This window comes from Streptomyces sp. NPDC048171 (genome assembly GCF_043202655.1).
Classification (GTDB): domain Bacteria; phylum Actinomycetota; class Actinomycetes; order Streptomycetales; family Streptomycetaceae; genus Streptomyces.
Window position 1 is genome coordinate 520,281 of record NZ_JBIDAU010000006.1, and the last position, 25,039, is coordinate 545,319.

The following is a 25,039-nucleotide window of genomic DNA, read 5'->3' on the forward strand; positions in this document are numbered from 1 at the left end:
CCATAAGGTATTGCCGGGAACCATTGGTTGGGAAGGGGGCGCGGCCGCATGCCGGAGGAAACCGGGGGGAGCGTGACGGACCGGCTCGCACCGGTGTTGCGGCCGGTGCGGGCCGGCAACGGCTTCGAGGAGGCGCTGGAGCAGATCCTTCAAGTGGTCAGGCTGGGCCTGGTCGCCGGGGGCGAGCGGCTGCCGGCCGAGCGGGAGCTGGCGGAGCGGCTCGGGATCAGCCGGGTGACTCTGCGCGAGGTGCTGCGGGTGCTTCAGGACCAGGGTCTGGTGGAGGCCCGGCGCGGTCGGTACGGCGGAACGTTCGTGCTGCCGCGTGCGGACGCCGGCGGCGAGGACGAACTGCGGCGCCGGGTGGCCGGGGTCGACATCGAGGACGTACTGCGCTTCCGTGAGGTGCTGGAGGTGGGCGCGGCCGGGCTGTGCGCGGCGCACGGGCTGGCGGACGGCCGGGCGGCGCGACTGCGCGAGTCGCTGGCCGCGACCCGGGACGCGCCACTGGCGGAGTACCGGCGGCTGGACACGAGGCTGCACCTCACCCTGGCGGAGCTGTGCGGGTCGACGGCCCTCGCGGCGCAGTACGCGGCCGTCCGGGCCACCCTGAACGATCTGCTGGACTGCATCCCGCTGCTGGTGCGCAACCTTGAGCACTCGCAGCGGCAGCACGCGGCGCTGGTGGAGGCCGTGCTCGACGGGGACGCGGACGGGGCGCGGGAGATCGCGCGGGAGCACTGCGCGGGGACGGCGGCGCTGCTGCGGGGGTTCCTGACGTGAGTGTGCCGGGCGGGCGTGTGCCGGGCGGGCGTGTCCCGCGCGGGCAAAGGTATGAGGACGGTCCATAGCGGGAGGCGGAGGGCTCGGATGGTGACGGACAGACCGCTGATCGGCGTCAGCACGTACCTGGAGACCGGGGCGCGCTGGGGCGTGTGGGAACTGGAGGCGGCCCTGCTGCCCGCCGGGTATCCGCGGCTGGTGCAGCGGGCGGGCGGCCTGGCGGTGATGCTGCCGCCGGACGCGCCGGAGCAGGCCGCGGCGACGCTCGCCCGTCTCGACGGGCTGGTGATCGCGGGCGGCCCGGACGTGGAGCCGGTCCGCTACGGCGCGGCCCCCGATCCCCGCACCGGCCCGCCCGCGCGCGCCCGCGACACGTGGGAGCTGGCCCTCATCGAGGCGGCCCTGGGCGCACACGTCCCGCTGCTGGGCGTCTGCCGCGGCATGCAGCTCCTCAACGTCGCCCTGGGCGGCACCCTCGTCCAGCACATCGAGGGCCACGCCGAGGTGGTGGGTGCCTTCGGGGGTCACCCGGTCAAGCCGGTAACGGGCACGCTGTACGCCGGTGTGGTCCCCGAGGAGACCTTCGTCCCGACCTACCACCACCAGGCGGTGGACCGCCTCGGCACCGGCCTCACCCCGTCGGCCCACGCGGCGGACGGCACGGTGGAGGCCCTGGAACTCCCGTCCGCGCCCGGCTGGGTCCTGGGCGTGCAGTGGCACCCGGAGATGGGCGAGGACGTGCGGGTGATGCGGGCTCTGGTGGAGGCGGCGGCCCGGCCCTCCTGAGCGCCCAGGGCGGACACGGCGGCCCCTACACCCGCGTGAGCGACAGCAGTTGCCGTGCCGGTCCGGTCGGTCGATGCCCGGTCGGCCATACCGCCCGCAGGTCGCGGGCCAGGGTGACGTCCGCGAGGGGGACGCTCACCAGGCGGCGGGTGGTCAGTTCCTCGCCCACCGCGAGTTCGCTGAGGACGGAGGGGCCGGCTCCGCTCACCGCCGCCGCCTTCACGGCCGTGGTGGACGACAGCTCGATCAGGGGCCGGGCCAGGCCGCCCAGGGCCGCGTCCAGGACCTGCCGGGTGCCCGAGCCCTTCTCGCGCAGGATCAGCGGGGTCGCCGCCAGTTCCGCCGCCGCGAGCGGGCGCCGGCGGCGGGCCCAGGGGTGGCCCGGCGCGGTCACGACGATCAGCCGGTCGTGGGCGATGACCGCGGAGTCGAGGCCCGCGGGGACGCTCACGCCCTCCACGAACCCGAGATCGGCCTCGTCGGCCAGCAGTCGTGCCGCCACCGTCGCCGAGTTCCCCGCGAGCAGGGAGACCGCCGTGTCGGGCAGCTGGGTGCGCAGGGCGACCAGCCAGCCCGGCAGCAGGTATTCGGCGATCGTCATGCTCGCCGCCACCCGCAGCCGCGAGTCCCGCCGGTCCCGCAGCGCCTGCGCGCCCGCGTCGAACGCCTCGGCGGCCTCGACGATCCGCCGCGCCCAGTCCGTGACCAGCACGCCCGCGTCGGTCAGCCGGGAGCCCCGCGGCGAACGGTCCACCAGCGCGACCCCCAGCTGCCGCTCCATCGACCGGACGCGGCTGCTGGCGGCCGGCTGCGTGATGCCCAGCTCGCGTGCGGCGCCCCCGAGGCTGCCCAGCCGGGCCACCGCCAGCAGCAGTTCCATCGCGCCGAGGTCCGGGACCCGGTGCGCCAACGAACCCGGCACGCCCTGACCGCCCTGACCGTCCCGCTCACCCTCCGCACTGCTCCTGCCCATAACCCCAGCTTATGCCCTCATAGAGGCGTGCTCCCTGGTCAGCGGCTTCGGCCGCGGTGATCGTGGACGTATGGTCACCGTCGCCCAGCCCCACTCCCCCGCCGCCGTCCCCGCCCGGCGCGTCCCGGCCGTCCGCCATCTCGGGCCCAACTGGTACGCCTGCGTCATGGGCACCGCCGTCGTCGGCGGCGCCGGAGCCGCGCTGCCGGGGCACATACCCGGGCTGCGCGCCGTGTGCGCCGCGTTCTGGGCCCTGTCCCTCGTCCTCCTCGTGGCGCTGCTCGTGGCCCGTTCCCTGCACTGGTACCACCACCGGGACCAGGCCCGCGCGCATCTGCTCGACCCGGCCGCGGCCCCGTTCTACGGCTGCCTGTCGATGGCCCTGCTGGCCGTCGGCGGCGGCGCCCTGACGGTCGGCCGGGACTGGATCGGCACCTCGGCGGCGGTCGCCCTGGACGCCGTGCTGTTCACCGCCGGTACGGCCGTCGGGCTCGCGGCGGCGGTCGCCGTGCCGTACCTGATGGCCGTACGGCACCGGGTGGAGCCGGGACAGGCCAGCCCGGTGTGGCTGCTGCCGCTGGTCGCGCCCATGGTGTCGGCGGCCGTCGGTCCGCTGCTGGTCCCGCACCTCCCGCCGGGACAGCCCCGCGAGACGCTGCTGCTCGCCTGCGTCGCGCTGTTCGGCGTGAGCCTGCTCGCGACCCTGGTGACCCTGCCGGTGATCTTCGGCCGGCTGCTCACCGGCGGCCCGCTGCCGCTCGCGCTCACCCCGTCGCTGTTCCTGGTCCTGGGCCCGCTCGGGCAGTCGACGACCGCCGTGGGGCAGTTCGCGGACGTGGCCCCGGGTGTCGTCGCGGCGCCGTACGCCGAGGGCTTCGGGGTGCTCGCCGTGCTCTACGGCGTGCCGGTGACGGGCTTCGCGCTGATGTGGCTGTGCCTGGCCACCGCGCACGTGGTGCGGGCGCGGCGGGAGGGCATGGGCTTCTCGATGACGTGGTGGTCCTTCACCTTCCCGGTGGGCACCTGTGTCACCGGCGCGGAGGCCCTGGCCCGGCACACCGGGCTCGTCGTCTACGACGGACTCACGGTCGTCCTGTACGCCGTGCTGGTCACGGCCTGGGCGGTCGCCGCCGTGCACACGACGCGCGGCCTGTTCAGCGGTGTGCTGCTCGCAGGGCCGCGGCCAGTGCCCGGGGCGCCCCGACCAGTGACGGCCCGTACCACGTGAGATACCGCCCGTCGACGAGGGCGCAGGACAGACCGGGGAACGCCTCCGGGCCGTCGTCGGCGGTGAAGAGGTACGGCTCGTCCGGCAGGACCACGACGTCCGGGCGGGCCGCCCGCAGTTCCTCGACGGGGATCTTCGGATACCGCTCGGGGTGCGAGGCGTGGAGGTGGTCGACGCCCAGGCGGGACAGCACGTCGCCGGCGAAGGTGTCGCGGCCCAGCACCATCCAGGGCCTGCGCCAGATCGGCACCACGGCGGTGCGGCGCTCCCCGGGCGGCGGGGACGGCAGCGCGGACCAGGCCGCCTCGGCCTCGTCGAGCCACCGGGGCCGGGAGGGGGCACCGCAGGCGGTCAGCACGCGGTCCAGTTCGGTCCACGCCTGCGGCACGGTGCGCACCTCGGTCACCAGCACCTCGACGCCCGCCTCGCGCAGGGCGTCCAGGTCGGGGGCGCGGTTCTCCTCCTCGTTGGCGATCACGAGGTCGGGGGCGAGGGCGACGATCCGGTCGGTCTTCGGGTTCTTGGTACCGCCGACGCGTACGACGTCGAGCCCGGCCGGGTGGGTGCACCAGTCGGTGGCACCGGCGAGGACACCCGGGAGGGTGCGGGCCACCGCTTCGGTCAGGGAGGGCACCAGGGAGACCACCCTCACCGGCGGGGCCCCTCCCGGACCGCCTCGATGTGCTCGGCGACGGCGACCACGACCAGCCGGGTGTCGGGCACCGTGGCCCGCCACCGGTGCCGCACGCCGCCCGTGAGGTACAGCGTGTCGCCCCGGCCCAGCCGGTAGGCGCGGCCCTCGGCCTCGATCTCCACGGCGCCTTCGGCGACGAACATCAACTGGTCGTTTCGGTACTGGAGTTCACGGCCCACGTCATGGTCGCCGGTGAACTCGGAGGCGTGCATCTGGTGGTGCCCGCGCACCAGCGAGCGCACCTTGGGGGCCAGCTCGGGGTCGGGGTCCTCGTCGCGGACCACGTCGACGCTGCACGCGGGGTCGGCGGCGGCGAGCAGTTCCACGGCGGTGGTGCGCAGGGCGTCGGCCACCTTCTCCAGAGAGCTCTGACTGGGCCGCGCCCGGTCGTTCTCGATCTGGCTGAGGAAGGGCACGGACAGGCCGCTGCGCTCGGACACCACGGCGAGAGTCAGGTCGAGGGACCGGCGCCGGCGCCGCACGGCCGCGCCGACCCGGAGGTGCTGATCCTTGTGGTCGCCCATCGCTCCGGCTCCCTCCTTCACCCGTCGTCGTGCCGCCGCGGTGCCCTTCTCGGGTCGCCGTCCTCCTGAGGAGTTCTCTGCACCCTACGCATGTTCGGCAAACCGTTTCATGCGGCCGTCACATCGATGTCACGGTGCGGTGGCCGGGACCTCACAGTTCTCGCCACGCGCGGGCCGGTCCGTCCCACGTGCCGGACGCCTTACCGGTTCAAGGCGCGGACGGCCCCGCGTGTTCCCGCCAGCCCCTTCCGCCCCGGTGGGGCGATGCTCGGGCAGGGGGTTGGCGCTCCGTGGTTGTCCAAATCCTTACCGTGTCCGCGGCCGACACGACCCGAGGGGTGGGCCCGGCGGCGCGCCGTCAGGAGGCGCCGCCGGGCCCACCCCTCGGGGTGACCGGTGTGCGGTACTGCTACGGGGTCATCCGGCCCACCATGTCCGGGTGCTCCTCCAGCCAGGCCGCGACGGCTTCCTCCTCGTGGCCCTGCCCACGGTCCTTGATCTCGGCCTCCAGGGTGCCGAGCTCGTCCTCGCTCATGTGGAAGTTCTTGATCCACTTGGTGAGCTGCGGGTACTGCTCGGGGAACTTCTTGCTGGAGATGGTGCGGATCGTGTTGCCCTCGCCGAAGGCCTTCTTCGGGTCCTTCAGCTTGGTCAGCTCGTAGTCGCTGTAGGCCCAGTGCGGGGACCACAGGGTGACCGCGACCGGCTCCTTCTTGGCGTAGGCGCGCTTCAGCTCCGCCAGCATGGCCGGGGTGGAGCCGTCCACGATCTCGTACTCGTCCTCCAGGCCGTAGCCCGGCAGCACCTCGTCCTTGGCGAGCTGCATCTCACCGGTGCCGGGCTCGATGCCGATGATCTTCCCGTCGAAAAGGTCGGCCTTGCCCTTGAGGTCCGCGAGGGACTTGACGTCCTTCACGTACGAGGGAACGGCGATCTCCAGGGAGGTCGGTTCGTACCAGGTGCCGAGGTCGGTGAGGTTGTCCTTGTTCTTGTCCCAGTAGTTCTTCTGGGCGTGGGGCAGCCAGGCGTCGAAGTTGAGGTCGAGGTCGCCCGAGGCCAGACCGGTGTAGACCGGGCCGACGTCCATCTGCTTCAGGTTCATCTTGTAGCCGCGGCGCTCCAGGACGTTCTTCCACAGGTAGGTGACGGCGACGTCCTCCTCCCACGGGAACCAGGCCACGTCCAGGGCGCGCTTCGCCTCGGCCGGGGTGGCGCCGCCGGCGCCCGCGACCGGGGCGAGCTTGTCGACGAGGTCCGGGTTGCTCTTCAGCCAGGTGCGGACGGCATCCTGCTGCTTGCCCTTGCCGGCCTTGTTGATCTCGGCCTCCAGGCTGGTGAGCTGCTTCTCGTCCAGCTTGAAGTCCTTCATCCACTTGGCGGCCGTGGGGTCGTCGCCGGCGAAGCCCTTGCGGGAGAGCGTGTGCACGCCGTCGCCCTTGCCCCAGGCACCCTTGGGGTCCTTGAGCTTCTTCAGGTCGAGGTCGTTGTACGCCCAGTGCGGGGACCAGAGCGTGACGACGATCGGTTCCTTCTTGCTCATCGCCCGCTTCAGCTCGGCCAGCATCGCCGGCGTGGAGCTGTCGACGACCTTGTACTCCTTGTCGAGGCCGTACTCCTTGGAGACCTTGTCCTTCAGCAGGGCCATCTCGCCGGCGCTGGACTCGATGCCGGTGATCTTGCCGCCGAACTGGTCGGCCTTGCCCTTGAGGTCCTCGAGCGAGTTGATGTCCTTCATGTACGACGGGACGGTCAGCTCCAGCGACGTGTTGTCGTACCAGGAGCCGAGGTCGTCGAGTCGGTCGCCGTACTTCTTCCAGTACTGCGCGTGGGTGGTCGGCAGCCAGGAGTTGGTGACGATGTCGATGTCGCCCTGCGCCAGGGAGGTGTAGAGCGGACCCGCGTCGAACTGCTTGGCCTCGACCTCGTAGCCGCGCTGTTCGAGGATCTCCTTCCACAGGAACGTGGAGGCGACGCCCTCGTCCCACGGCACGTAGCCGAGGGTGACCTTCTTGCCCTGGCCGACGTTCTTACCGTTCGCGACGGCCTCCGAGCCGCCGGAGCCGCCGAAGACGCCCATGCCGCCGGCCACCAGGCCGAGGATGACGACGCCGATGACGGCGACCTGCGGGCGGGGGCGGTAGGACCAGATCTTCAGGCCGCCCATGCTGCGGGCCTTGGCGGCGGCGCGGCGGCCGAGCGGCGACACCTGGGTGCCGAGCGCGCTGGTCATGCGGTCCAGGTAGATCGCGAGGATCACGATGGCCACGCCGGACTCGGAGCCGAGGCCGACGTTGAGCTGCCCGATGGCCTCGTTGACGTCGCCGCCGAGGCCGCCGGTGCCGACCATGCCGGCGATCGCGGCCATGGACAGGCCGAGCATGATGACCTGGTTGACGCCCGCCATCACCGTCGGCAGGGCCAGCGGGAGCTGGACGCGCAGCAGCGTGTTGCGGGGGGTGGTGCCGAAGGCCTCGGCGGCCTCGACCAGTTCCTTGTCGACCTGGCGGATGCCCAGCTCGGTCATGCGCACGCCGGGGGCGAGCGCGAAGATCAGGGTGGCGACGATGCCGGCGGAGGCGCCGGTGCCGAAGAACAGGATCGCCGGGATGAGGTAGATCATCGCGGGCAGCGTCTGCATGAAGTCCAGCACGGGCCGGACGAGACCGCTGACCCGGTCGGAGCGGGCCGCCCAGATACCGACGGGCACCGCCACCACGAGGGCGATGATCGTGGCGACGAGCACCAGCGACAGGGTGATCATCGCGTTCTCCCACAACTCCATGGAGTCGATGAACGCGAATCCCACGAAGGTGAGCACACCGGCGAGCGTGCCGCGCAGCCAGAAGGCGATGACCGCGAAGATGCCGGCGAGGAGCAGCGGTTCGGGCGCCTGGAGGACGGCGTTGATGCCGTCGTAGGTGCCGGTGAAGACGGTCTTCAGGAAGTCGAAGAGCCACGCGACGTGTTCGAGCAGCCAGTCGACGGTGCTGTTGACCCAGTCGCCGAGCGGGATCCTAGGCACGGGCCATCACCTTCTCGGGACCCTGGTCGCGCGGGCTGTCGCAGGTGCCGGGCTCGGCCTGCTCGTCCCCGAGGAAGCCGACGAGGCGGCGGGTGGGGACGACCCCGACCAGCTCGCCGTCGCCGTCGACGACCGCGACGGGGTGCGGGACGCGGGCGCTGATCGCGCACAGGTCGGTGAACGACGTCTCGGGCGTGGCCGTCTCGCAGTCGCAGTCGGCCTCGTCACCGCGGACGTCGGTCTCCATCACGGCGGCGGTGGTCAGCACGCGGGAGCGGTCGACGTCCTGGGTGAAGGAGGCGACGTAGTCGTTGGCGGGGCGCATCAGGATGTCCTGCGCCGTGCCTATCTGGACGATCCGGCCGTCGCGCATCATCGCGATGCGGTCGCCCAGGCGCATGGCCTCGTTGAGGTCGTGCGTGATGAAGACGATGGTCTTCTTCAGGGTCTTCTGGAGTTCGAGCAACTGGTCCTGCATGTCGCGGCGGATCAGCGGGTCCAGGGCGCTGAAGGACTCGTCCATCAGCAGCAGATCCGCGTCCGTGGCGAGCGCGCGGGCGAGGCCCACGCGCTGCTGCATACCGCCGGACAGCTCGTCGGGCCAGGACTTCTCCCAGCCGGCCAGGCCGCACAGGGCGAGCGCCTCGTCGGCGCGGCGTTCGCGCTCGGCGCGGGGCACGCCCTGCACTTCGAGACCGTAGGCAGCGTTGTCACGGACGCTGCGGTGCGGGAAGAGCGCGAAGTGCTGGAAGACCATGCTGATGCTCTTGGAGCGGACGTCGCGCAGCTTGCGCTCGCCGATCTCGGTGAGGTCCTGACCGCCGAAGCGGACATGCCCGGCGGTCGGCTCCAGCAGACCGTTGAGCATGCGCAGCAGCGTGGACTTGCCGGATCCGGACAGTCCCATGACCACGAAGATCTCGCCGGGCTCCACGGTGAACGACGCGTCGATGACGGCGGCCGTGGTGCCGTCGGCGTGCAGTTCCTTCCGCACGTCCCCCTGGCGCAGTCGTTCGACTGCCTGATCCGGTTTCCTGCCGAAGACCTTGAACAGGCCCTCGGCTTCTAGTCTGGCTGACACGCTTACCTCTTGCATCGGGGACAGGGACAGGGTGTGAAGCCTCGCTAACAGTTGAATGCATCAACCAGCTTCGACCCGGCTGCGCGCCTGCCCCGATGCTTATGCGCCAAACACATGAGTGACCCAGTTCACACGTCGTCCCTCGTTCGTCCACACCCTCTGCGGCATGATGCGAGGCGTGACCGGACGACTGATGCTTCTCGACACCGCCTCCCTCTACTTCCGCGCCTACTTCGGCGTGCCGGACTCGGTGCGGGCCCCCGACGGCACGCCGGTGAACGCCGTGCGCGGCCTGCTCGACTTCATCGACCGCCTGGTGAAGGACCACCGGCCCGACGACCTGGTCGCCTGCATGGACGCCGACTGGCGCCCGCACTGGCGGGTGGAGCTGATCCCCTCGTACAAGGCGCACCGCGTCGCCGAGGAGCGTCCCGCGGGCCCCGACGAGGAGGAGGTGCCCGACACGCTGTCACCGCAGGTGCCGGTCATCGAGGACGTCCTCGACGCGCTCGGCATCGCCCGCGTCGGCGTGGCCGGGTACGAGGCGGACGACGTCATCGGCACGTACACCGCGCGGGCGAAGGGCCCGGTGGACATCGTCACCGGCGACCGGGACCTCTACCAGCTCGTCGACGACGCCCGAGGCGTGCGCGTGCTGTACCCGGTCAAGGGCGTGGGCACCCTCAACCTCACCGACGAGGCCGCACTGCGCGAGAAGTACGGCGTCGACGGCCGCGGGTACGCCGATCTGGCGCTGCTGCGCGGCGACCCGAGCGACGGTCTGCCCGGTGTGGCCGGCATCGGCGAGAAGACGGCGGCCAAGCTGCTGGCCGAGTTCGGGGACCTGGCGGGCATCCGGGCCGCCGTGGACGACCCGAAGGCGAAGCTCACGCCCTCACAGCGCAAGCGGCTCACCGAGGCCGGTCCGTATCTGGACGTCGCCCCGAAGGTCGTCCGGGTCGCCGACGACGTGCCGCTGCCGGACGTGTCCACCACGCTGCCGCGCGGGCCGCGCGACGCCGCCGCCCTGGACGCGCTCGCGACGCGCTGGGGTCTGGGCGGATCGCTGCACCGGCTGCTGACGACGCTCACCGCCTGAGCGTGCGGCGCCGGCGGACAATGCCCGCGCGGCGCGTCGGCTCCCGCACGAGGGGAAGTCGTACTCTGCGTGCGGAACGTCGCGGATCTCCCCTTCGTGACGCGGGAAGCGAGAAGGGGATGCTAACTTAGGTGAACCTAACTCAGTGATCCGCACGCAGTGAGCAGGGAGGCCGTCATGGCAGACCGTCCGGCACGCAAGCCGCGCAAGCCGCACACCGCACAGGTCGTCCGCACCGAGCGGCTGACCCCGCACATGCAGCGTGTGGTGATCGGCGGCGAGGGACTGGCCGATGTCTCCGCGGACACCTGTACCGACCACTACGTGAAGCTGCTGTTCGCCGCCGAGGGCGTGACCTATCCCGAGCCCTTCGACGTGGACCGCATCCGCGAGGAGTTCCCCCGCGACCAGTGGCCCGTGACCCGCACGTACACGGTGCGCCACTGGGACGCGGCGCACCTCGAGATGACCCTGGACTTCGTCATCCACGGCGACGAGGGGCTGGCCGGCCCCTGGGCCAAGCGCGTCCGGCCGGGCGAGACCGTCCGCTTCATGGGCCCCGGCGGCGCCTACGCCCCCGACCCGGCGGCCGACTGGCACCTGCTGGCCGGCGACGAGAGCGCCCTGCCGGCGATCGCCCGCTCCCTGGAGGCGCTGCCCGACGGCGCCCGGGCCTTCGCGTTCGTGGAGGTCGACGGGCCCGAGGAGGAGCAGAAGATCGACTCCGACGTCGAGGTCGTCTGGCTGCACCGCGGCGCCCGTCCGGTGGGCCAGGCCCTGGTCGAGGCGGTGCGCGCGCTGGACTTCCCCGAGGGCCGCCCGCACATCTTCGTGCACGGCGAGGCGGCCTGCGTCAAGGAGCTGCGCCGCTACCTGCGGATGGAGCGGGAGATCTCCCGCGAGGACCTGTCGATCTCCGGCTACTGGCGGCTCGGCCACAACGAGGACGGCTGGCAGGCCTCGAAGCGCGAGTGGAACGCCCGCATCGAGGCCGAGCAGGAGGGCACCACGGCGGCGTAGCCCACCCTCCCCCGCGCCGGTTCCAGTCGCGGCGGACAGGTGGCGCACGGGCGCATGCCACCCGGCGAGCCCGCCGCGGCGGGGCGGCCGGCAGAGCCACACCGGCGCGCGTGGCCCGCCCCACCCCCGCTCAGTCCCCCCGTACCCGCGCGTGCAGATGCATGTCGTGCCAGCCGTCCGGATGCAGCGCGGCCTTGCGCTTGACGCCCTCCGGGGCGAAGCCCGCCTTGTGGGCCACCCGGCAGGACGGTTCGTTGGCGACCGCGTGGGAGAGTTCCAGGCGCTGGAAGCCGACCTCGTCCAGGGCCCAGGCGGCCAGTGCCCGGGCGGCGCGGGCGGCGACGCCCCGGCCGCGGGCGGCCGCGGTGGTCCAGTAGGCGACCTCGGCCAACCCGTCCCAGAACACCATCTCCCGCAGCGCGACCCGGCCGACCAGCAGACCGCCGGCCGCCTCGACGACGGCCCACTGGGCGTTCCGCTCTCGCTCCCAGCCCTGCCGCCAGTCGGCGATCCAGCCGCGCACCTCGTCCTCGGAGTCGGCGGAACGGACGTGCCACTGGTGCATCAGCGGGTCCTGGAAGGCCGCGTGGACGGCGGGTGCGTCCTCGTCGCGCCACGGGCGCAGCAGCAGCCCGTCCCCCGTGGGGAGCGTGGGCTGCGGAGTGCCGGAGAGGGTGCCTGCGGCGAGGACCGGGTGCGTCAGGTAGGGCATGCCCGGCATCCTGCCAACCGGCGGCACCGTCGGCCCAGCGTTTTTCCGGCACCGCCGGCCGCCTCGTAGGCTGGCGGTGATGAGACGCCGGACCCCTCCCCCGCCCTCGCCCCTGCCGCAGCGCGACGGCATCGACGCGATGCGGGTGCGGCTGCCCGCGCACGGCCCGTGGTCCACGGTGCGCGAGCACCTGACGGAACGGCTGTCCGGCGCGGGCGCAGGCGTCGTCGACGGCATGTTCGCCGCCGGACTGTTCGTCGCGGCGGACGGGCGGGCGGTGCCGGCGGACGCGCCGTACGAGCCGGGGATGTTCGTGTGGTTCCACCGCGAGACGCCCGCCGAGGTGCCGGTCCCCTTCCCGCTGGAGGTCGTGTACCGCGACGCGCACATCGTCGTCGCCGACAAACCGCACTTCCTGGCCACCACCCCGCGCGGCGGCCATGTCACCGAGACCGCGCTGGCGCGGCTGCGCCGGGAGCTGGACCTCCCCGCGCTCGGCGCCGCGCACCGCCTGGACCGGCTCACCGCGGGACTGGTCCTGTTCATCGTGCGCCCGGAGGAACGCGGCGCGTACCAGAGCCTGTTCGGCGACCGCCGGGTGCGCAAGGAGTACGAGGCCGTCGCCCCGTACGACCCGGGGCTCGCACTCCCCCGGACCGTGCGCAGCCGCATCCTCAAGGAACGCGGGATCCTGGCCGCCCGTGAGATCGAGGGCGAGCCCAACGCCGTCACCCGCGTCGAACTGGCCGCGCACCACCGGGCCCCGGACGGGGGTCCGGAGCTGGGGCGGTACCGGCTGGTGCCCGGCACCGGCCAGACCCACCAGCTGCGTGTGCACATGAACAGCCTCGGCGTGCCGCTCCTCGGCGACCCCCTCTACCCCGAGGTCACCGCCCCCGTACCGGCCGGTGACTTCCGGCGCCCGCTGCAACTGCTGGCGCGGGAGCTGGGGTTCACCGATCCGGTCACGGGGCGGGAGCACCGCTTCCGCAGCGGACGGTCCCTCGGGGCGTGGACGGCGTACGAGGAGTGGGCCGGCGGTCAGTAGCCGCGCCACCAGAGCAGGAAGCGCTGCCAGGCGCCGCGCGGCCGGGGCTGCTCCCGGAACGGCACGGGCTGGGGCGGCGCGGCGTTCGCGGGCACCGGCTGCGGCGGGTACGAGGGGACCGGCGGCTGCGTCCGCTCTTCCAGTTTCGGGATGCCGACGTGCCAGTCGGGGCGCCGGGCGGGGGCCGGCGCGTGACTCGGCTGCTGCATGATGTCCTGCTGCTCCTTGGGCTCGAACCGCACCGGCAGTTCCACCAGATGCCGGGAGGCGATCGAGGACCGCCAGCGCAGCTCGTCCTCCTCGCAGGCGAGCTGCACGTCGGGCAGCCGCATCAGCAGCGCGTCGATGCCCGCGTCGGCGATGGCGCGCCCGATGTCCTGCCCCGGGCACTCGTGCGGGCCGCCGCCGAAGGCGAGGTGGGAGCGGTTGCCCATCATGCTCGCGTCGAGGTCGGGGCGGATGCGCGGGTCGACGTTGCCCGGCGCGATGCCCAGCAGCAGTCCGTCGCCGGCCCGGATGCGCTGCCCGCCCAGTTCCGTCTCCTGCTTGGCGAAGTAGGCGAACACCGTGCTGAACGGCGGCTCGTCCCACAGCGACTGCTCGACCGCCTCCGGCACCGTCATCTGCCCGCCGCTGAGCTGGGCGCGGAAGCCGGGGTCGGTCAGCACCACGCGCAGCACGTTGCCGATGAGGTTGACGGTCGCCTCGTAGGCGGCCAGGAGCACCACCCGCAGGTGCTCCCTGACCTCGTCGTCGGTGAGCCCGGCGGGGTGGTTGACGAGGCGCCCGGCGATGTCGTCCCGCGGGTTGGCCCGACGTGCCTCGGTGAGCCGTCCCAGCGCCTCCATGACGTAGGCATGGCTGGCGATCGCCGTATCGGTGCCCTTGAGGGTGTCGCGGGCCGCCTCCACCATCCGGTCGCTGTATTCGTCGGGCATGCCGAGGAGGTGGCACATCACGCCCATCGGCAGGTGCTCGGCGAACTGTCCGACGAGGTCGGCGCGGCCCTCCTCGCAGAACCGGTTGACGATGCGCTGGGTGTACCGCTTGATGTGCCGGCGCAGCTCCCGGTAGTCGAGGTCGGACATGGCGCTGGTGACCGCGCCGCGCAGCCGCTTGTGCTCGTCGCCCTCGGCGTGCGAGCAGATGGGCTGCCAGGCGATGTGCGGCATCAGCGGGTGGTCGGGTTTGACCATGCCCTCGTTGAGCGGGTTCCAGATCCGGCTGTCGCGGCAGAACTGGGCGGGGGTGCTCACCATGTGCAGGTTCTCGGCGTGTCCGAGGACCACCCACACGGGTACGTCGTCGTGGAGCAGCGCGGGCGCCACCGGCCCGTGCCGCTCGCGCAGTTCGTCGTACAGCTCGTCCAGGTCGTCCGCCTCGTGCAGCCGGTGCAGTCCGCCCGGCCCGAGGCCGTGCGCGGGGCAGCCGGGGGGTGGGTCGAGCAGGCGGTCGCCCGTTCCGGTCGGGGAGTGGCGTTCAGGCGTCACAGTCTCGCTCCGCAGCAGAAGTGTGGGTCAGGGGGTCGTCCGGGCACGGTCAGGTGAGCGCGCCCTTCATGGCGAGGGAGTGCAGGAAGCGCATGAGGGTCATCAGGACGTCGCGGCTGGAGGCGCGGCGCCGTACGTCGCAGTCGAGGATGGGGATCTCCTCGGGCAGGTCGAGCGCGGTCCGCAGCTCGGCGACGGGGTAACGGGGCGCGTCGGGGAAGGTGTTGACGGCGACCACGAAGGGCACGCCGCGCTCCTCCAGGCGCCCCATGACGTCGAAGCTGACCTCCAGGCGGCGGGTGTCGACCAGGACGACCGCGCCGAGGGCGCCCTCGAACAGGCCGTTCCACAGGAACCAGAAGCGTTCCTGGCCGGGTGTGCCGAAGAGGTACAGCACCAGTTGGTCGGTGATGCTGATGCGGCCGAAGTCCATGGCGACCGTGGTGGCGGTCTTGGAGGCGGAGCCGTAGTTGTCGTCGACGCCGATGCCGGCCTGGGTCATCGTCTCCTCGGTGGTCAGCGGTCTGATCTCGCTGACCGAGCCGACCATCGTGGTCTTGCCGACGCCGAAGCCGCCCACGATGACGATCTTCACGGCCGCCTCGGCCGTGTGCGGCAGCCGGTCCTCGGTCCGCGGGCCGGGGATCGTGTCAGAGCTTTTGAAGTCCATGCATCACCGCTTCGAGAAGGTTTCGGTCGGCCACCTTCTGGCGGACGATCGAGGCGCGGGCCTGCACCAGTTCCGCCGCCAGCAGGTCGGTGATCAGCACGGTCACCACACTGAACGGCAGGCTCAGGTAGGCCGACAGCTCGGCTACGGACAGGGGGGCGGCACACAGCCGCAGCAGGGCGGCCTGTTCCGGGGTGGCGGACACCGGGGGGTCCGCGCGGGCCACGATCAGGGTGACGAGGTCGATGTCGGCGCGCTCGCCGTTGCCCTCGCCGCCGATGACGAAGAGCCGCTCGGGGTTGCGGATCTCGCCCTCTTTGCCGGGCGGGGCGGGGCCGGACGACTCGGCGGGCCGGTCCGGGCCGGGAGTTCGCCTCTGGCGTTGGGGAGGAGTCATACGGTCTGCCCGTTGCGCCGCGCGGGACTGGTGAGATGGGGGCCGATGCGGGCGACCAGGTCGGCCATGCTCAGGCCCATCCGGCCGGGTTCGCAGCGGACGTCGGAGAGCACGGCGAGGTAGGCGTTGGGGCCGGCGGCCATCAGGTAGAAGTAGCCGCCGTTCATCTCGATGAGCACCATCTTCATGTCGCCGTCGCTGGTGGGGATCTCCTGGCTGACGGCGCTCGCCAGGCTCTGCAGGCCCGCGCAGGCGGCGGCGACCCGGTCGGCGGCGTCGGGGTCCCCCGAGTAGCGGGCGATGCGCAGGCCGTCGGCGGAGAGCACGACGATCATCTCGATGCCCGGGACGCCGTCGTAGAGGTCCCGGAGCATCCAGTCGAACTTGCCTTGCTGCTCGATCACTTGAGGTTCCCCTCGTCGTCTGCCGGGGCGTGGGCCGGCTCGTCACTGCTGGACTGCTGGTGGGCCTGGGTGATGCCCGGGTGCTGCTTGAGGCCCTCCCAGAAGGCGCCGATGAAGTGCCCCGGCGGGAGGCCCTGGTCCGTGCCTTGCGCGGGCTCGGGCTCCGCGGGCGCCGGGATGCCGTTGCGGGCGCGTTCGGCGGCCAGGCGGGCCTCGCGCTCGGCGTCCTCGCGCTCCCAGACCGCCTGTTCGGCGAGGCGTTGGCTGAGCGGCATCTTGACCCGGCTGCGGCGCTGCGGCAGACCGCCCGCCGTCCACTCGGTGACCTCGGGGACGTCGTCCTCCATGGAGACGCCGGCCGGGATGCGCGGGCTGGTGGGGCGGCGCTTCTTGGGCTTGCGCTGCGGTCCGGGCAGCGCGTCCGGGCCCGGGGTGGGGATCGAGGTCGCGCCGATGCCGTGGGCGAGGCCGACGCCGGGCTCGGTGGTCATCATCTTGCTCGGCACGATGAGGATGGCGCGGACCCCGCCGTACGCGGAGGCGCGCAGCGAGACGTCCATGCCGAACTGCGTGCACAGCCGGCCGACGACGGACAGGCCCAGGCGCGGGTGGTGGGCGAGGTCCTGCACGTCGGTGCCGCGCTTGGCCTGTTCCAGCAGGCCCTCGATGCGGGCGCGGGACTCCTCGCTGAGGCTGACGCCGGCGTCCTCGATCTCGATGCAGACACCGCTCTGCACCTCGGTCGCGGTGACGTGCACCTTGGACGCGGGCGGTGAGTAGCGGGTGGCGTTGTCGAGCAGCTCCGCCGCGGCGTGGATGACCGGTTCGACCGCGGTGCCCTTGATGTTGACCTTGGCGATGGAGGCCAGGTTGATCCGGCGGTACTCCAGGATCCGGGACATGGCGCCGCGCAGCACGCTGTAGAGGGCGACCGGCTCGGGCCACTGGCGTCCGGGCCGGCCGCCGCCGATCACGGAGATGGAGTCGGCGAGGCGGCCGATCAGCGAGGTGCCGTGGTCGATGCGCAGGAGGTCGTCGAAGACCTCGGGGTTGCGCCCGTGGTCCTCCTCCATCTCGCGGAGTTCCTTGTTCTGCTGGTGGACGATCGCCTGGACGCGGCGGGCGATGTCGACGAAGGAGCGCTCCGCGGACTCGCGCATGGAGTCCTGGTGGTCGACGATCTCGCAGACCATGCGGATCAGCTGGCGCTGGGGCTCGCCGAGTTCGGCGTAGGCGGGGTCCAGCTCGCCGATGCGGCGCATCACCTCGGCGGGCGTGTTCCCCCTGCGCATGAAGTTCAGCACGTCGGGCAGGACGACGCCGCCGAGCCCGACCATCTCCTCGTGGTGGCTCGCCGCCCGGTGTTCCAGATACGCGCTGTGACGGGCGTGCGCGGCGCGCTCGGCCCGCAGCGCACGGCCGCGGCGTACCGCTTCGGCCGCCGCGGAGACCACCAGCAGGGTGGCGACGGCACCGCACAGGCCGACGGCGAGCCGGGCCGGTTCCGTCACGAGGGCGACGGCGGCCCCGGTGGCCGCGGCCATCAGTATGGCCGGCAGCAACAGCGTTCGCGCGTAGGGAAGTTCACGGCGACCTGGAGGGGAATCAACACTCACCATGTAGGCCCTCTGAAAACGAATCGGCTGGGATGGGGGAGCTTGCGACGGGGTATGTCTGGGAGCTGTCGGGATCATCGACGCAAAGAGAACAAGCGCGCGATTACACCTCAACTCGGTGCGCTGCGGGCGAGCTTAGTCCGAGCGGATCATCGCCGTGTCATATTCAGCAACCGCCTGAAACGGGCCTCGGGGCTGGAGTAGGGTCGGCACTTTTGCACGGCGGGGAATCATTCGAACACGAAACGTGAGCATGTTCGGGTGTACGAAATTCACTCACCGTGATGGGGGAAAGGCGCCGGACTCCTCGCGAACGCGCGCAGGCCCGGCGGTCTCCCGCCGGGCCTGCGTCGCGTTCCGTCCGTCCGGGCTAGCCGACGGAGGAGTAGGCGACCACTCCGCGCAGCAGCTCCTCGACGGCCTTGCGCGCGTTCTTCGGGACCGTGGAGCCCTGGGCGGGTGCGGCGGCCGCGATCTGGCCGAGGACGTCGATGACCTGCTTGCACCAGCGCACGAAGTCACCCGCCGGCATCTCCGCCTCGCGCAGCACCTCGTCGAGTCCCTTGCCGGACGCCCACATGTACGCCGCCCAGGCGAAGCCGAGGTCGGGCTCGCGCTGGCCCACGCCCTCGGTCTGGCTGATCCGGAAGTCCTCCTCCAGGGCGTCCAGGCGGCCCCAGATGTGGACCGTCTCGCCGAGCGCGGCCTTGGCCTTGCCCGAGGGCACCTTCGGCGCCATCGCGTCGTCGGCGACCCGGGACTCGTAGACCAGCGCCGAGACGCAGGCGGCCAGTTCGGCCGGGGAGAGTCCTTCCCAGACGCCCTCGCGCAGGCACTCGCTGGCGAGCAGGTCCAGCTCGCCGTAGAGCCGGGCGAGGCGCTTGCCGTGCTCGGTGACCTCGTCGCCGCGCAGGTAGTCCAGCTCGGTCAGCAGCGCGACGATCCGGTCGAAGGTGCGGGCGATGGTGTTCGTCCGGCCCTCGATCCGGCGCTCCAGCTGCGAGGTGTCGCGCAGCAGCCGGTGGTAGCGCTCGGCCCAGCGGGCGTGGTCCTCGCGGTCGTCGCAGCCGTGGCAGGGGTGGGCGCGGATGGCCTTGCGCAGCCGGGCGATCTCCCGGTCGTCGGCGGCCTGGGAGCGCTTCTTGCGGGCCCGCTCCGGCGGGATGTGCCCGGCCTTGGTGCGCAGCGCGGAGGCGAGGTCGCGGCGGGACTGGGGCGAGCGCGGGTTGAAGGACTTCGGGATGCGCATCCGCTCCAGCGCCTCGACCGGCACCGGGAAGTCCATCGACGCCAGCCGCTTGACCTGCCGCTCGGCGGTGAGCACCAGCGGGCGGGGTCCGTCGTGGTGCTCGAAGCCGCGGTGGCCGTTGGACCGGCCGGCGGGCAGGCCCGGGTCCAGCACCAGGGCGAGGCCCGCGTACTTGCCCGTCGGGACGTGGATGACGTCGCCCGGCTTCAGCTTCTCCAGCGCCACGGCGGCCTCCGCGCGTCGCTGGTTGACGCCCTGCCGGGCCAGCTCGGTCTCCCGGTCCTTCAGCTCGCGGCGCAGCCGCGCGTACTCCTCGAAGTCGCCGAGGTGGCAGGTCATGGAGGCCTGGTAGCCCTCCAGGCCCTCCTCGTTGCGCTGCACCTGCCGGGAGATGCCGACGACCGACTTGTCCGCCTGGAACTGCGCGAAGGAGGTCTCCAGCAGCTCCCGCGAGCGGTGCCGGCCGAACTGCTCGACCAGGTTGACGGCCATGTTGTACGACGGCCGGAAGCTGGAGCGCAGCGGGTAGGTGCGGGTGCCGGCCAGTCCCGCGAGGTGCTCGGGGTTCATGCCGCGCTGCCACAGCACCACGGCGTGGCCCTCGACGTCGATGCCGCGCCGGCCGGCCCGGCCGGTGAGCTGGGTGAACTCGCCGGGGGTGATGTCGGCGTGCTGTTCGCCGTTCCACTTGACGAGCTTCTCCAGCACCACCGAGCGGGCGGGCATGTTGATGCCGAGGGCGAGGGTCTCGGTGGCGAAGACGGCCTTGACCAGTCCGCGGACGAACAGCTCCTCGACGACCTCCTTGAACGTCGGCAGCATGCCCGCGTGGTGGGCGGCGATGCCGCGCTCCAGGCCTTCCAGCCACTCGTAGTACCCCAGGACGTGCAGGTCCTCGGTCGGGATGGAGGCGGTGCGCTCCTCCACGAGGGCGCGCACCCTTTCCCGCGCGTCCTCGTCGTTGAGCCGGAGGCCGGCGTAGAGGCACTGCTGGACGGCGGCCTCGCAGGCGGCGCGGCTGAAGATGAAGGTGATCGCCGGCAGCAGTCCCTCGGAGTCGAGCCGCTCGATGACCTCGGGGCGGCTGGGCGTCCACACCCGGGAGCGCTGCCGGCGCTCGCGCTCCCGGTCGGCCTCCTTCATGGCGCGGCCGCGCCTGCGGTCCTGGTAGGACGGGCGGCTCGCCTCCATGCGCGCCATACGTGTGAGGTCCGGGTTGACGGCTCTCTTGCGGCCCTCGCCCTCCTCGAACAGGTCGTACATCCGCCGCCCGGCGAGTACGTGCTGGAACAGCGGCACGGGCCGGTGCTCGGAGACGATCACCTGGGTGTCGCCGCGGACGGTGTCGAGCCAGTCGCCGAACTCCTCCGCGTTGGACACGGTCGCCGACAGTGACACCAGGGTCACGGACTCGGGGAGGTGGATGATCACCTCCTCCCACACGGCGCCGCGGAAGCGGTCGGAGAGGTAGTGCACCTCGTCCATGACCACGTATCCGAGGCCGAGGAGGGTCTGGGAGCCCGCGTACAGCATGTTCCGCAGGACCTCGGTGGTCATGACGACGACCGGGGCCTCCGAGTTCACGCTGTTGTCACCGGTGAGGAGGCCGACGCGGTCCGAGCCGTAGCGGCGGCACAGGTCGGCGTACTTCTGGTTCGACAGTGCCTTGATGGGCGTCGTGTAGAAGCACTTCTTGCCCTGCTGGAGGGCGAGGTGGACGGCGAACTCGCCGACGATCGTCTTGCCGGAACCCGTGGGCGCGGCCACCAGCACGCCCTTGCCCGCCTCGAGGGCCTGACAGGCCTCGATCTGGAAGGGGTCGAGGCCGAAGTCGTACATCTCGCGGAAGGAGGCGAGCGCGGTGGCCTGCTCGACAGCGCGCTGACGGGCTGCCGCGTACCGCTCGGCCGGTGAGAGATCCTCTGTCATCGTGCTTTCGAGCGTACCGGGCCGCACTGACAACAGGACGATCATTATCGGGAACGGCCCTGTGGGGGTTCCGTGGGGGCGGCGGCGACGCCTGCCGTCGCCGCCCCGGTGGCGCTAGGTCACGTCGTCGTAGCCGTTGACCCGGTCCTTCGTGGCCTGCTCGGGCAGGGCGCGGGCGGTGGTCACGGCCTCGACCTCGCCGACGCTCTCGGGGGTCAGGTCGAGGTCCGACGCCTCGTCGTCGTCGGGCTCCAGGGCCTCGCGGCGGGCCCTGCGGCGGTCGTTGACCAGGGAGACGGCGACGGCGGCGAAGTACAGCACCCAGATCGGCCCGGCCAGCAGGATCATGGTCAGCGGGTCCGTGCTCGGCGTGGCGATGGCCGCGAACAGCGTGATGCCCATGATCATCGCGCGCCACCAGCCGAGCATCCGCCTGCCGGACAGCACTCCGGTGAGGTTGAGCATCACGAGCAGCAGGGGCAGCTCGAAGGAGAGTCCGAAGACGATCACCATGCGGGTGACGAGGTCGAGCAGGTCGTCCAGCGGCAGCAGGTTGTCGACGTCGCTCGGCGTGAACTCGATCAGCACCTCCGCGGAGGTGGGCAGCACCGCGTAGGCGAAGTAGGCGCCGATGAGGAACAGCGGGGCCCCGGTGGCGACGAACGCGTAGGCGTACTTCTTCTCGCTGCGGTGCAGCCCCGGGGCGACGAACGCCCACAACTGGTAGAGCCAGACCGGCGAGGCCAGCACGATGCCCGCGGTCAGCGACACCTTCAGCGCCAGCGTGAACGGGCCGAGCAGACCGTTGATGGTGATCTGCGCGCACGGCTCGGAGCCGGCCGTCGACTCGGCCAGCTCCGCGAAGGACTTCTCACAGCCGATCGACTGGAGGATCGGATCCGTGAGGGCGTTGATGATCCACTCATAGAAGAAGGCGGCGACCACCGTGACGACGACGATGGCCAACAGTGCCTTCGCAAGCCGGTTGCGGAGCTCACGAAGGTGCTCCGCCAGGGGCATCCGCCCCTCGGGGTCCCTCTCCTTGGTGCGGGCAGGCTTCAGCAACCCACGTTCCCATCTCGTGCGGCGGGCCGGAGGTCACCGGCCCTGCGTCAGCGCTTGGTCGTGTCCGTCGGCTCGTTGACCGGCCGGGAGCTGGTCACGTCACCGGGGGCGGCCTGGATGGTGCGCTGCGCCGCGGACTGCTCGGGGTTCGGCGGGTCGGCGGGGGCGGACGCGTCGGTCTTGCCCTCGCTCTTCATCGCCTTGGCCTCGCTCTTGAGGATGCGCGCGGACTTGCCGAGGGAGCGCGCCATGTCCGGAAGCTTCTTCGCGCCGAACAGCAGGATGATGACGACGAGGATGAGAATGATCTCGGGGGCTCCGAGCCTTCCGAACATAAGTCTTTACCTTCTCACCGAGGCGGCTGGGTGGGGTGCTGTCCGACCGGCCGGACATACGTCCGATCGATCGTCTTGTGCAGCGATCGTAACGCTCAGGGGTGAACGTGAGGCAATCCCCGTGCGTACTCCCGTCCGCGACCGGGCCTCGTTTTCCGGGCCGCGACCAGCAGCGTACCTTCAGGGGCCTGTGGGGTGACAGGGCGAAGCGGTCCGCAACGCCAGGCGCGCGTGTCCGTCGGGCCGGTCACGGGGCCGCGTGGCGCGGTTCTCGCGTTCACAGGGCGTCCACGGAACGGGCGGCGCTCTCCGTGGCCCGCTCCAGATCGTCCGCGGCCCGGCCGATCCTGCGGGCCGAGTCCGTCACCTGCCTGGCGAGTCGCTGCGTCTCCACGAACACCTTCACGGCGAACACCGTGAGGACGGCGAGACCAAGGAAACCCAGGGCAACGGCGAACATCGGCCAGAACATGACGTCGAGACTAGACGGTGGAGTGCAGTCGCAGTGTCCTGACCCCGCCACCCGTGAGCAGTTCCACGACCCGCTCCCCCGCCGGCTTGCGGACCGCGGAGCCGCACTCGGGGCAGGTGAACGAGTAGAAGGTGGTGCGGCTGGAGGCGCCGATGGCCAGCCGAAGGGCGCTCGCGGCGAGTTCGAAGCGGCCCCGGCAGTCCGGGCAGCCCGCCTTGAACACGATCGGCGACACCCGTCTCATGCCCGCGAACGCGGACGCCGCCGACATGCCCGGCCCACCCGGTCCCAGGGGCTCGCTCACAGTCCTCGCTCCTGCCTGTCGCGCGGGCCCTCGACCGTCTCGGCGCCGGCTGCCGGACCGGCCGCCTCGATCCCGTCGTAGGCGGCCAGCGCCTCCCGGGCGGCGTGCCGGGCGCTGTCGGCCAGCTCGGGCGGGGAGACGATCCGGCCGTCACGGCCCAGCCGCAGCGCCAGCCGCCGCAGAGAGGCCGGCTCGGGGGTGCGCAGAGTGATGCGCAGGCCGCCGTCGGGAAGTTCGTCCGCGCTGTCGTGCGGGTAGTACTCGGCGACCCAGCGCCCGCCCGGGCCGACCTCGACGACGACCTCCGGGTCCTCGGCGGCCGGCTGCACCAGCCCCTCCGACAGGTCCCGCAGCTCCACCTCGGGCGGCGCGGACGGCTCGTCCAGGATGCGGATCTCGGCGACCCGGTCGAGGCGGAAGGTGCGCCGCGCCTCGGAGCGGCGGCACCACGCCTCCACGTAGGTGTGCCCGACGCTGACCAGCCGGATGGGATCGATCTCGCGCTCGGTGACCTCGTCGCGGGCCGGCGAGTAGTAGCGGATCCACAGCCGGCGGCGCTCGGAGATCGCCCGGTCGACATCGGCGAAGACGCCGCCCTCGGACTCGAAGGTGACGGACAGGCGCGAACTGGCGCCCGCGGCCTCCCCGGCCGAGGTCTCGACCTTGGCGGTCGCCCGCAGCAGTGCCTGCCGGTCGCTCTCCCGCAGGCCGGGCAGGGTCGCCACGGCACGGGCGGCGACCAGCAGCGCGGTGGCCTCGTCGGCGGCGAGCCGCAGCGGCTCCGCGGCGTCCGCGCCGAGCGCCGCCGGGTTGTGCCACCAGATGCGCTCGCCGTCGGTGTCGATGTCGAGCAGGTCGCCGCCGCGGAAGCTGGTGCCGCACATGGGCAGCACGTCGAGGTCGGAGACCAGCTCGTCCTCGGTGATGCCGAAGGCCCGCGCCACGTCCTCGATCCGCGCCCCGGGGCGCTCCCTCAGATACGTCACCAGGGAGAGCATCCGCCGGGTCTGGTCGATGGCGTTCACTGCCCTGACCGGTTTGCCTGCCACTGTGTTGTCCGCTCCCCCTCAGCCCTTGGCGACGGCACGCAGCCGGTCCACCACGTCCGCACGCAACTCCGCGGGCTCCAGCACCACCACGTCCGGCCCGAACTCGACCAGCCAGGCGTCCAGGCCGTGCCCGTACGGAATCTCCAACTCGTCCCAGCCGTCGCCGAGTTCCCGTACGGCGGTGGCCTTCGCCCGAAGGGGGTAGCCCGCGCCCGTACGCAGCCGGATCCGCGCCGAGCGGTCGGCGGTCTCCCCCGCCCAGCTCGCGACCGTCTCGCGGACGGTGACCACGTCGGGCACCGGCGCGGTGAAGCGCCCGCCGCGCGAGCGGACCCGGCCGGTGATCCGCGACAGCCTGAAGACCCGCTCGGCCCCGCGGTCCCGGTCGAAGCCCGCCAGGTACCAGTGCCCGCGCCAGCACTCCAGCGCCCAGGGCTCCACGTGCCGGGGCTCGGGCTGGGCGGCGTTGGCCTTGCGGTAGTCGAAGCCGACGGGCCGGCGGTCGCGGCAGGCGAGCATCAACGGCTCGAAGGCCGCCTCGTGCACCGGGATGCGCGGCTCCAGCGCGCTGTGCGGCTCGTAGGGGTCGACGTCCTCCGGCAGACCTGCCGCGCGCAGCTTCTGCAGGGCGCCGCTGGCCGCGCCGGCGAGCCGGGCCTGCTGCCACACCTTGGCGGCGAGCCCCAGCGCGGCGGCCTCCTCGGCGTCCAGCGTGATGGGCGGCAGCCGGTTGCTGTCCCGGCGGGCCAGGTAGCCGATCTCGCCGTCGAGGCTCTCCACGGTCTCGATGACCAGTCCGAGTTCGCGCAGGTCGTCCTTGTCGCGCTCGAACATGCGGTTGAAGGAGTCGTCGGAGCCCGCTTCGAGGTAGGCCTCGACGGACTCCCGCAGCTCACGCTTGCTGAGCGGCCGCCGTGTCCCGAGCAGACACAGCGCCAGGTTCATCAGCCGCTCGGCCTTGGCAATGGCCATCGACGCCCTTCTCCCTATGGTGCTTACGACGGATGACCGTACCGCCCCGGGGTGGCGCGGCAAAAGCCGAGGGCCCATGCCCGGACAGGCATGGACCCTTGATGACCGGCTCTGATC

The 25,039-nt window shown here is 72.0% G+C and carries 24 protein-coding genes; 6 read left to right on the forward strand and 18 right to left on the reverse strand.

Annotation, left to right across the window (positions count from 1 at the left end; all coding sequences use genetic code 11):
• Positions 1–48 precede the first annotated feature (48 nt).
• The gene (locus tag ACGF3J_RS19860; protein WP_161327524.1) at positions 49–783 is read left to right on the forward strand and encodes a FadR/GntR family transcriptional regulator; all 735 of its coding nucleotides are present in this window, start codon (positions 49–51) and stop codon (positions 781–783) included.
• A gap of 87 nt (positions 784–870) precedes the next feature.
• On the forward strand, positions 871–1,569 hold the full coding sequence (locus ACGF3J_RS19865; protein WP_202557756.1) for a gamma-glutamyl-gamma-aminobutyrate hydrolase family protein: 699 nt from the start codon (positions 871–873) through the stop codon (positions 1,567–1,569).
• Between the two features lie 25 nt (positions 1,570–1,594).
• Here ACGF3J_RS19865 and ACGF3J_RS19870 read toward each other — a convergent pair whose 3' ends face one another.
• The gene (locus ACGF3J_RS19870) at positions 1,595–2,542 is read right to left on the reverse strand and encodes a LysR family transcriptional regulator (protein ID WP_161327525.1); all 948 of its coding nucleotides are present in this window, start codon (positions 2,540–2,542) and stop codon (positions 1,595–1,597) included.
• Between the two features lie 70 nt (positions 2,543–2,612).
• On the opposite strand from ACGF3J_RS19870, the gene ACGF3J_RS19875 reads away from it, so the two are divergent.
• Positions 2,613–3,770 (forward strand): TDT family transporter, encoded by a 1,158-nt coding sequence (locus ACGF3J_RS19875; RefSeq protein ID WP_161327526.1) that lies wholly within the window; start codon positions 2,613–2,615, stop codon positions 3,768–3,770.
• Here the strand turns inward: ACGF3J_RS19875 and ACGF3J_RS19880 are convergent.
• The 4 genes from ACGF3J_RS19880 to ACGF3J_RS19895 form a co-directional block, all read right to left on the reverse strand.
• Positions 3,697–4,422 (reverse strand): helical backbone metal receptor, encoded by a 726-nt coding sequence (locus ACGF3J_RS19880; protein ID WP_161327527.1) that lies wholly within the window; start codon positions 4,420–4,422, stop codon positions 3,697–3,699. The genes ACGF3J_RS19875 and ACGF3J_RS19880 overlap by 74 nt on opposite strands.
• Positions 4,419–4,988 (reverse strand): helix-turn-helix domain-containing protein, encoded by a 570-nt coding sequence (locus tag ACGF3J_RS19885; RefSeq protein ID WP_064727011.1) that lies wholly within the window; start codon positions 4,986–4,988, stop codon positions 4,419–4,421. The genes ACGF3J_RS19880 and ACGF3J_RS19885 overlap by 4 nt, the downstream gene beginning before the upstream one ends.
• Before the next feature lie 409 nt (positions 4,989–5,397).
• Positions 5,398–8,010 (reverse strand): ABC transporter permease/substrate binding protein, encoded by a 2,613-nt coding sequence (locus ACGF3J_RS19890; protein ID WP_161327528.1) that lies wholly within the window; start codon positions 8,008–8,010, stop codon positions 5,398–5,400.
• A complete protein-coding gene (locus tag ACGF3J_RS19895; RefSeq protein ID WP_386933588.1) occupies positions 8,003–9,091 on the reverse strand; it encodes a glycine betaine/L-proline ABC transporter ATP-binding protein in 1,089 nt (362 codons plus the stop codon). Before ACGF3J_RS19895 ends, ACGF3J_RS19890 begins: the two co-directional genes overlap by 8 nt.
• 193 nt (positions 9,092–9,284) lie before the next feature.
• On the opposite strand from ACGF3J_RS19895, the gene ACGF3J_RS19900 reads away from it, so the two are divergent.
• Both ACGF3J_RS19900 and ACGF3J_RS19905 read left to right on the forward strand, forming a co-directional pair.
• Entirely contained in the window at positions 9,285–10,190 is a 906-nt protein-coding gene (locus tag ACGF3J_RS19900; RefSeq protein WP_202557761.1) for a 5'-3' exonuclease, read from the forward strand.
• A gap of 177 nt (positions 10,191–10,367) precedes the next feature.
• A complete protein-coding gene (locus ACGF3J_RS19905; protein WP_161327531.1) occupies positions 10,368–11,210 on the forward strand; it encodes a siderophore-interacting protein in 843 nt (280 codons plus the stop codon).
• A 130-nt stretch (positions 11,211–11,340) separates the two neighbouring features.
• Here the strand turns inward: ACGF3J_RS19905 and ACGF3J_RS19910 are convergent, their stop codons facing one another.
• On the reverse strand, positions 11,341–11,922 hold the full coding sequence (locus tag ACGF3J_RS19910) for a GNAT family N-acetyltransferase (RefSeq protein WP_161329732.1): 582 nt from the start codon (positions 11,920–11,922) through the stop codon (positions 11,341–11,343).
• 79 nt (positions 11,923–12,001) lie between these two features.
• Here ACGF3J_RS19910 and ACGF3J_RS19915 point away from each other — a divergent pair, with 79 nt between their 5' ends.
• Entirely contained in the window at positions 12,002–12,970 is a 969-nt protein-coding gene (locus ACGF3J_RS19915; protein WP_161329731.1) for an RluA family pseudouridine synthase, read from the forward strand.
• On the opposite strand, the gene ACGF3J_RS19920 is transcribed toward ACGF3J_RS19915, so the two are convergent.
• The 12 genes from ACGF3J_RS19920 to ACGF3J_RS19975 form a co-directional block, all read right to left on the reverse strand.
• Positions 12,964–14,460 (reverse strand): cytochrome P450, encoded by a 1,497-nt coding sequence (locus ACGF3J_RS19920; RefSeq protein WP_161329730.1) that lies wholly within the window; start codon positions 14,458–14,460, stop codon positions 12,964–12,966. The genes ACGF3J_RS19915 and ACGF3J_RS19920 overlap by 7 nt on opposite strands.
• Before the next feature lie 49 nt (positions 14,461–14,509).
• A complete protein-coding gene (locus ACGF3J_RS19925) occupies positions 14,510–15,130 on the reverse strand; it encodes an ATP/GTP-binding protein (protein ID WP_161329729.1) in 621 nt (206 codons plus the stop codon).
• Positions 15,111–15,527, reverse strand: coding sequence for a DUF742 domain-containing protein (locus tag ACGF3J_RS19930; protein ID WP_161329728.1), 417 nt, complete (start codon positions 15,525–15,527; stop codon positions 15,111–15,113). Before ACGF3J_RS19930 ends, ACGF3J_RS19925 begins: the two co-directional genes overlap by 20 nt.
• Positions 15,524–15,901, reverse strand: a complete 378-nt coding sequence (locus tag ACGF3J_RS19935) for a roadblock/LC7 domain-containing protein (RefSeq protein WP_167308645.1) — start codon at positions 15,899–15,901, stop codon at positions 15,524–15,526. Before ACGF3J_RS19935 ends, ACGF3J_RS19930 begins: the two co-directional genes overlap by 4 nt.
• 26 nt (positions 15,902–15,927) lie before the next feature.
• On the reverse strand, positions 15,928–17,550 hold the full coding sequence (locus ACGF3J_RS19940) for an ATP-binding protein (protein WP_161329727.1): 1,623 nt from the start codon (positions 17,548–17,550) through the stop codon (positions 15,928–15,930).
• 367 nt (positions 17,551–17,917) lie between these two features.
• Complete coding sequence (locus ACGF3J_RS19945; RefSeq protein ID WP_161328321.1) at positions 17,918–20,770, reverse strand: RNA helicase; 2,853 nt, start codon at positions 20,768–20,770, stop codon at positions 17,918–17,920.
• A 69-nt stretch (positions 20,771–20,839) separates the two neighbouring features.
• Positions 20,840–21,790 (reverse strand): twin-arginine translocase subunit TatC, encoded by a 951-nt coding sequence (tatC, locus tag ACGF3J_RS19950; RefSeq protein ID WP_161328320.1) that lies wholly within the window; start codon positions 21,788–21,790, stop codon positions 20,840–20,842.
• 47 nt (positions 21,791–21,837) lie between these two features.
• Positions 21,838–22,125, reverse strand: coding sequence for a Sec-independent protein translocase subunit TatA (gene tatA / locus ACGF3J_RS19955; protein ID WP_064727025.1), 288 nt, complete (start codon positions 22,123–22,125; stop codon positions 21,838–21,840).
• 277 nt (positions 22,126–22,402) lie between these two features.
• Positions 22,403–22,597, reverse strand: a complete 195-nt coding sequence (locus ACGF3J_RS19960) for a hypothetical protein (RefSeq protein ID WP_122617307.1) — start codon at positions 22,595–22,597, stop codon at positions 22,403–22,405.
• 10 nt (positions 22,598–22,607) lie between these two features.
• The gene (locus tag ACGF3J_RS19965) at positions 22,608–22,868 is read right to left on the reverse strand and encodes a hypothetical protein (protein ID WP_161328323.1); all 261 of its coding nucleotides are present in this window, start codon (positions 22,866–22,868) and stop codon (positions 22,608–22,610) included.
• 29 nt (positions 22,869–22,897) lie between these two features.
• Positions 22,898–23,950, reverse strand: a complete 1,053-nt coding sequence (locus ACGF3J_RS19970) for a WYL domain-containing protein (protein WP_161328319.1) — start codon at positions 23,948–23,950, stop codon at positions 22,898–22,900.
• Between the two features lie 18 nt (positions 23,951–23,968).
• The gene (locus tag ACGF3J_RS19975; RefSeq protein ID WP_161328318.1) at positions 23,969–24,922 is read right to left on the reverse strand and encodes a YafY family protein; all 954 of its coding nucleotides are present in this window, start codon (positions 24,920–24,922) and stop codon (positions 23,969–23,971) included.
• Between the last annotated feature and the right edge of the window lie 117 nt (positions 24,923–25,039).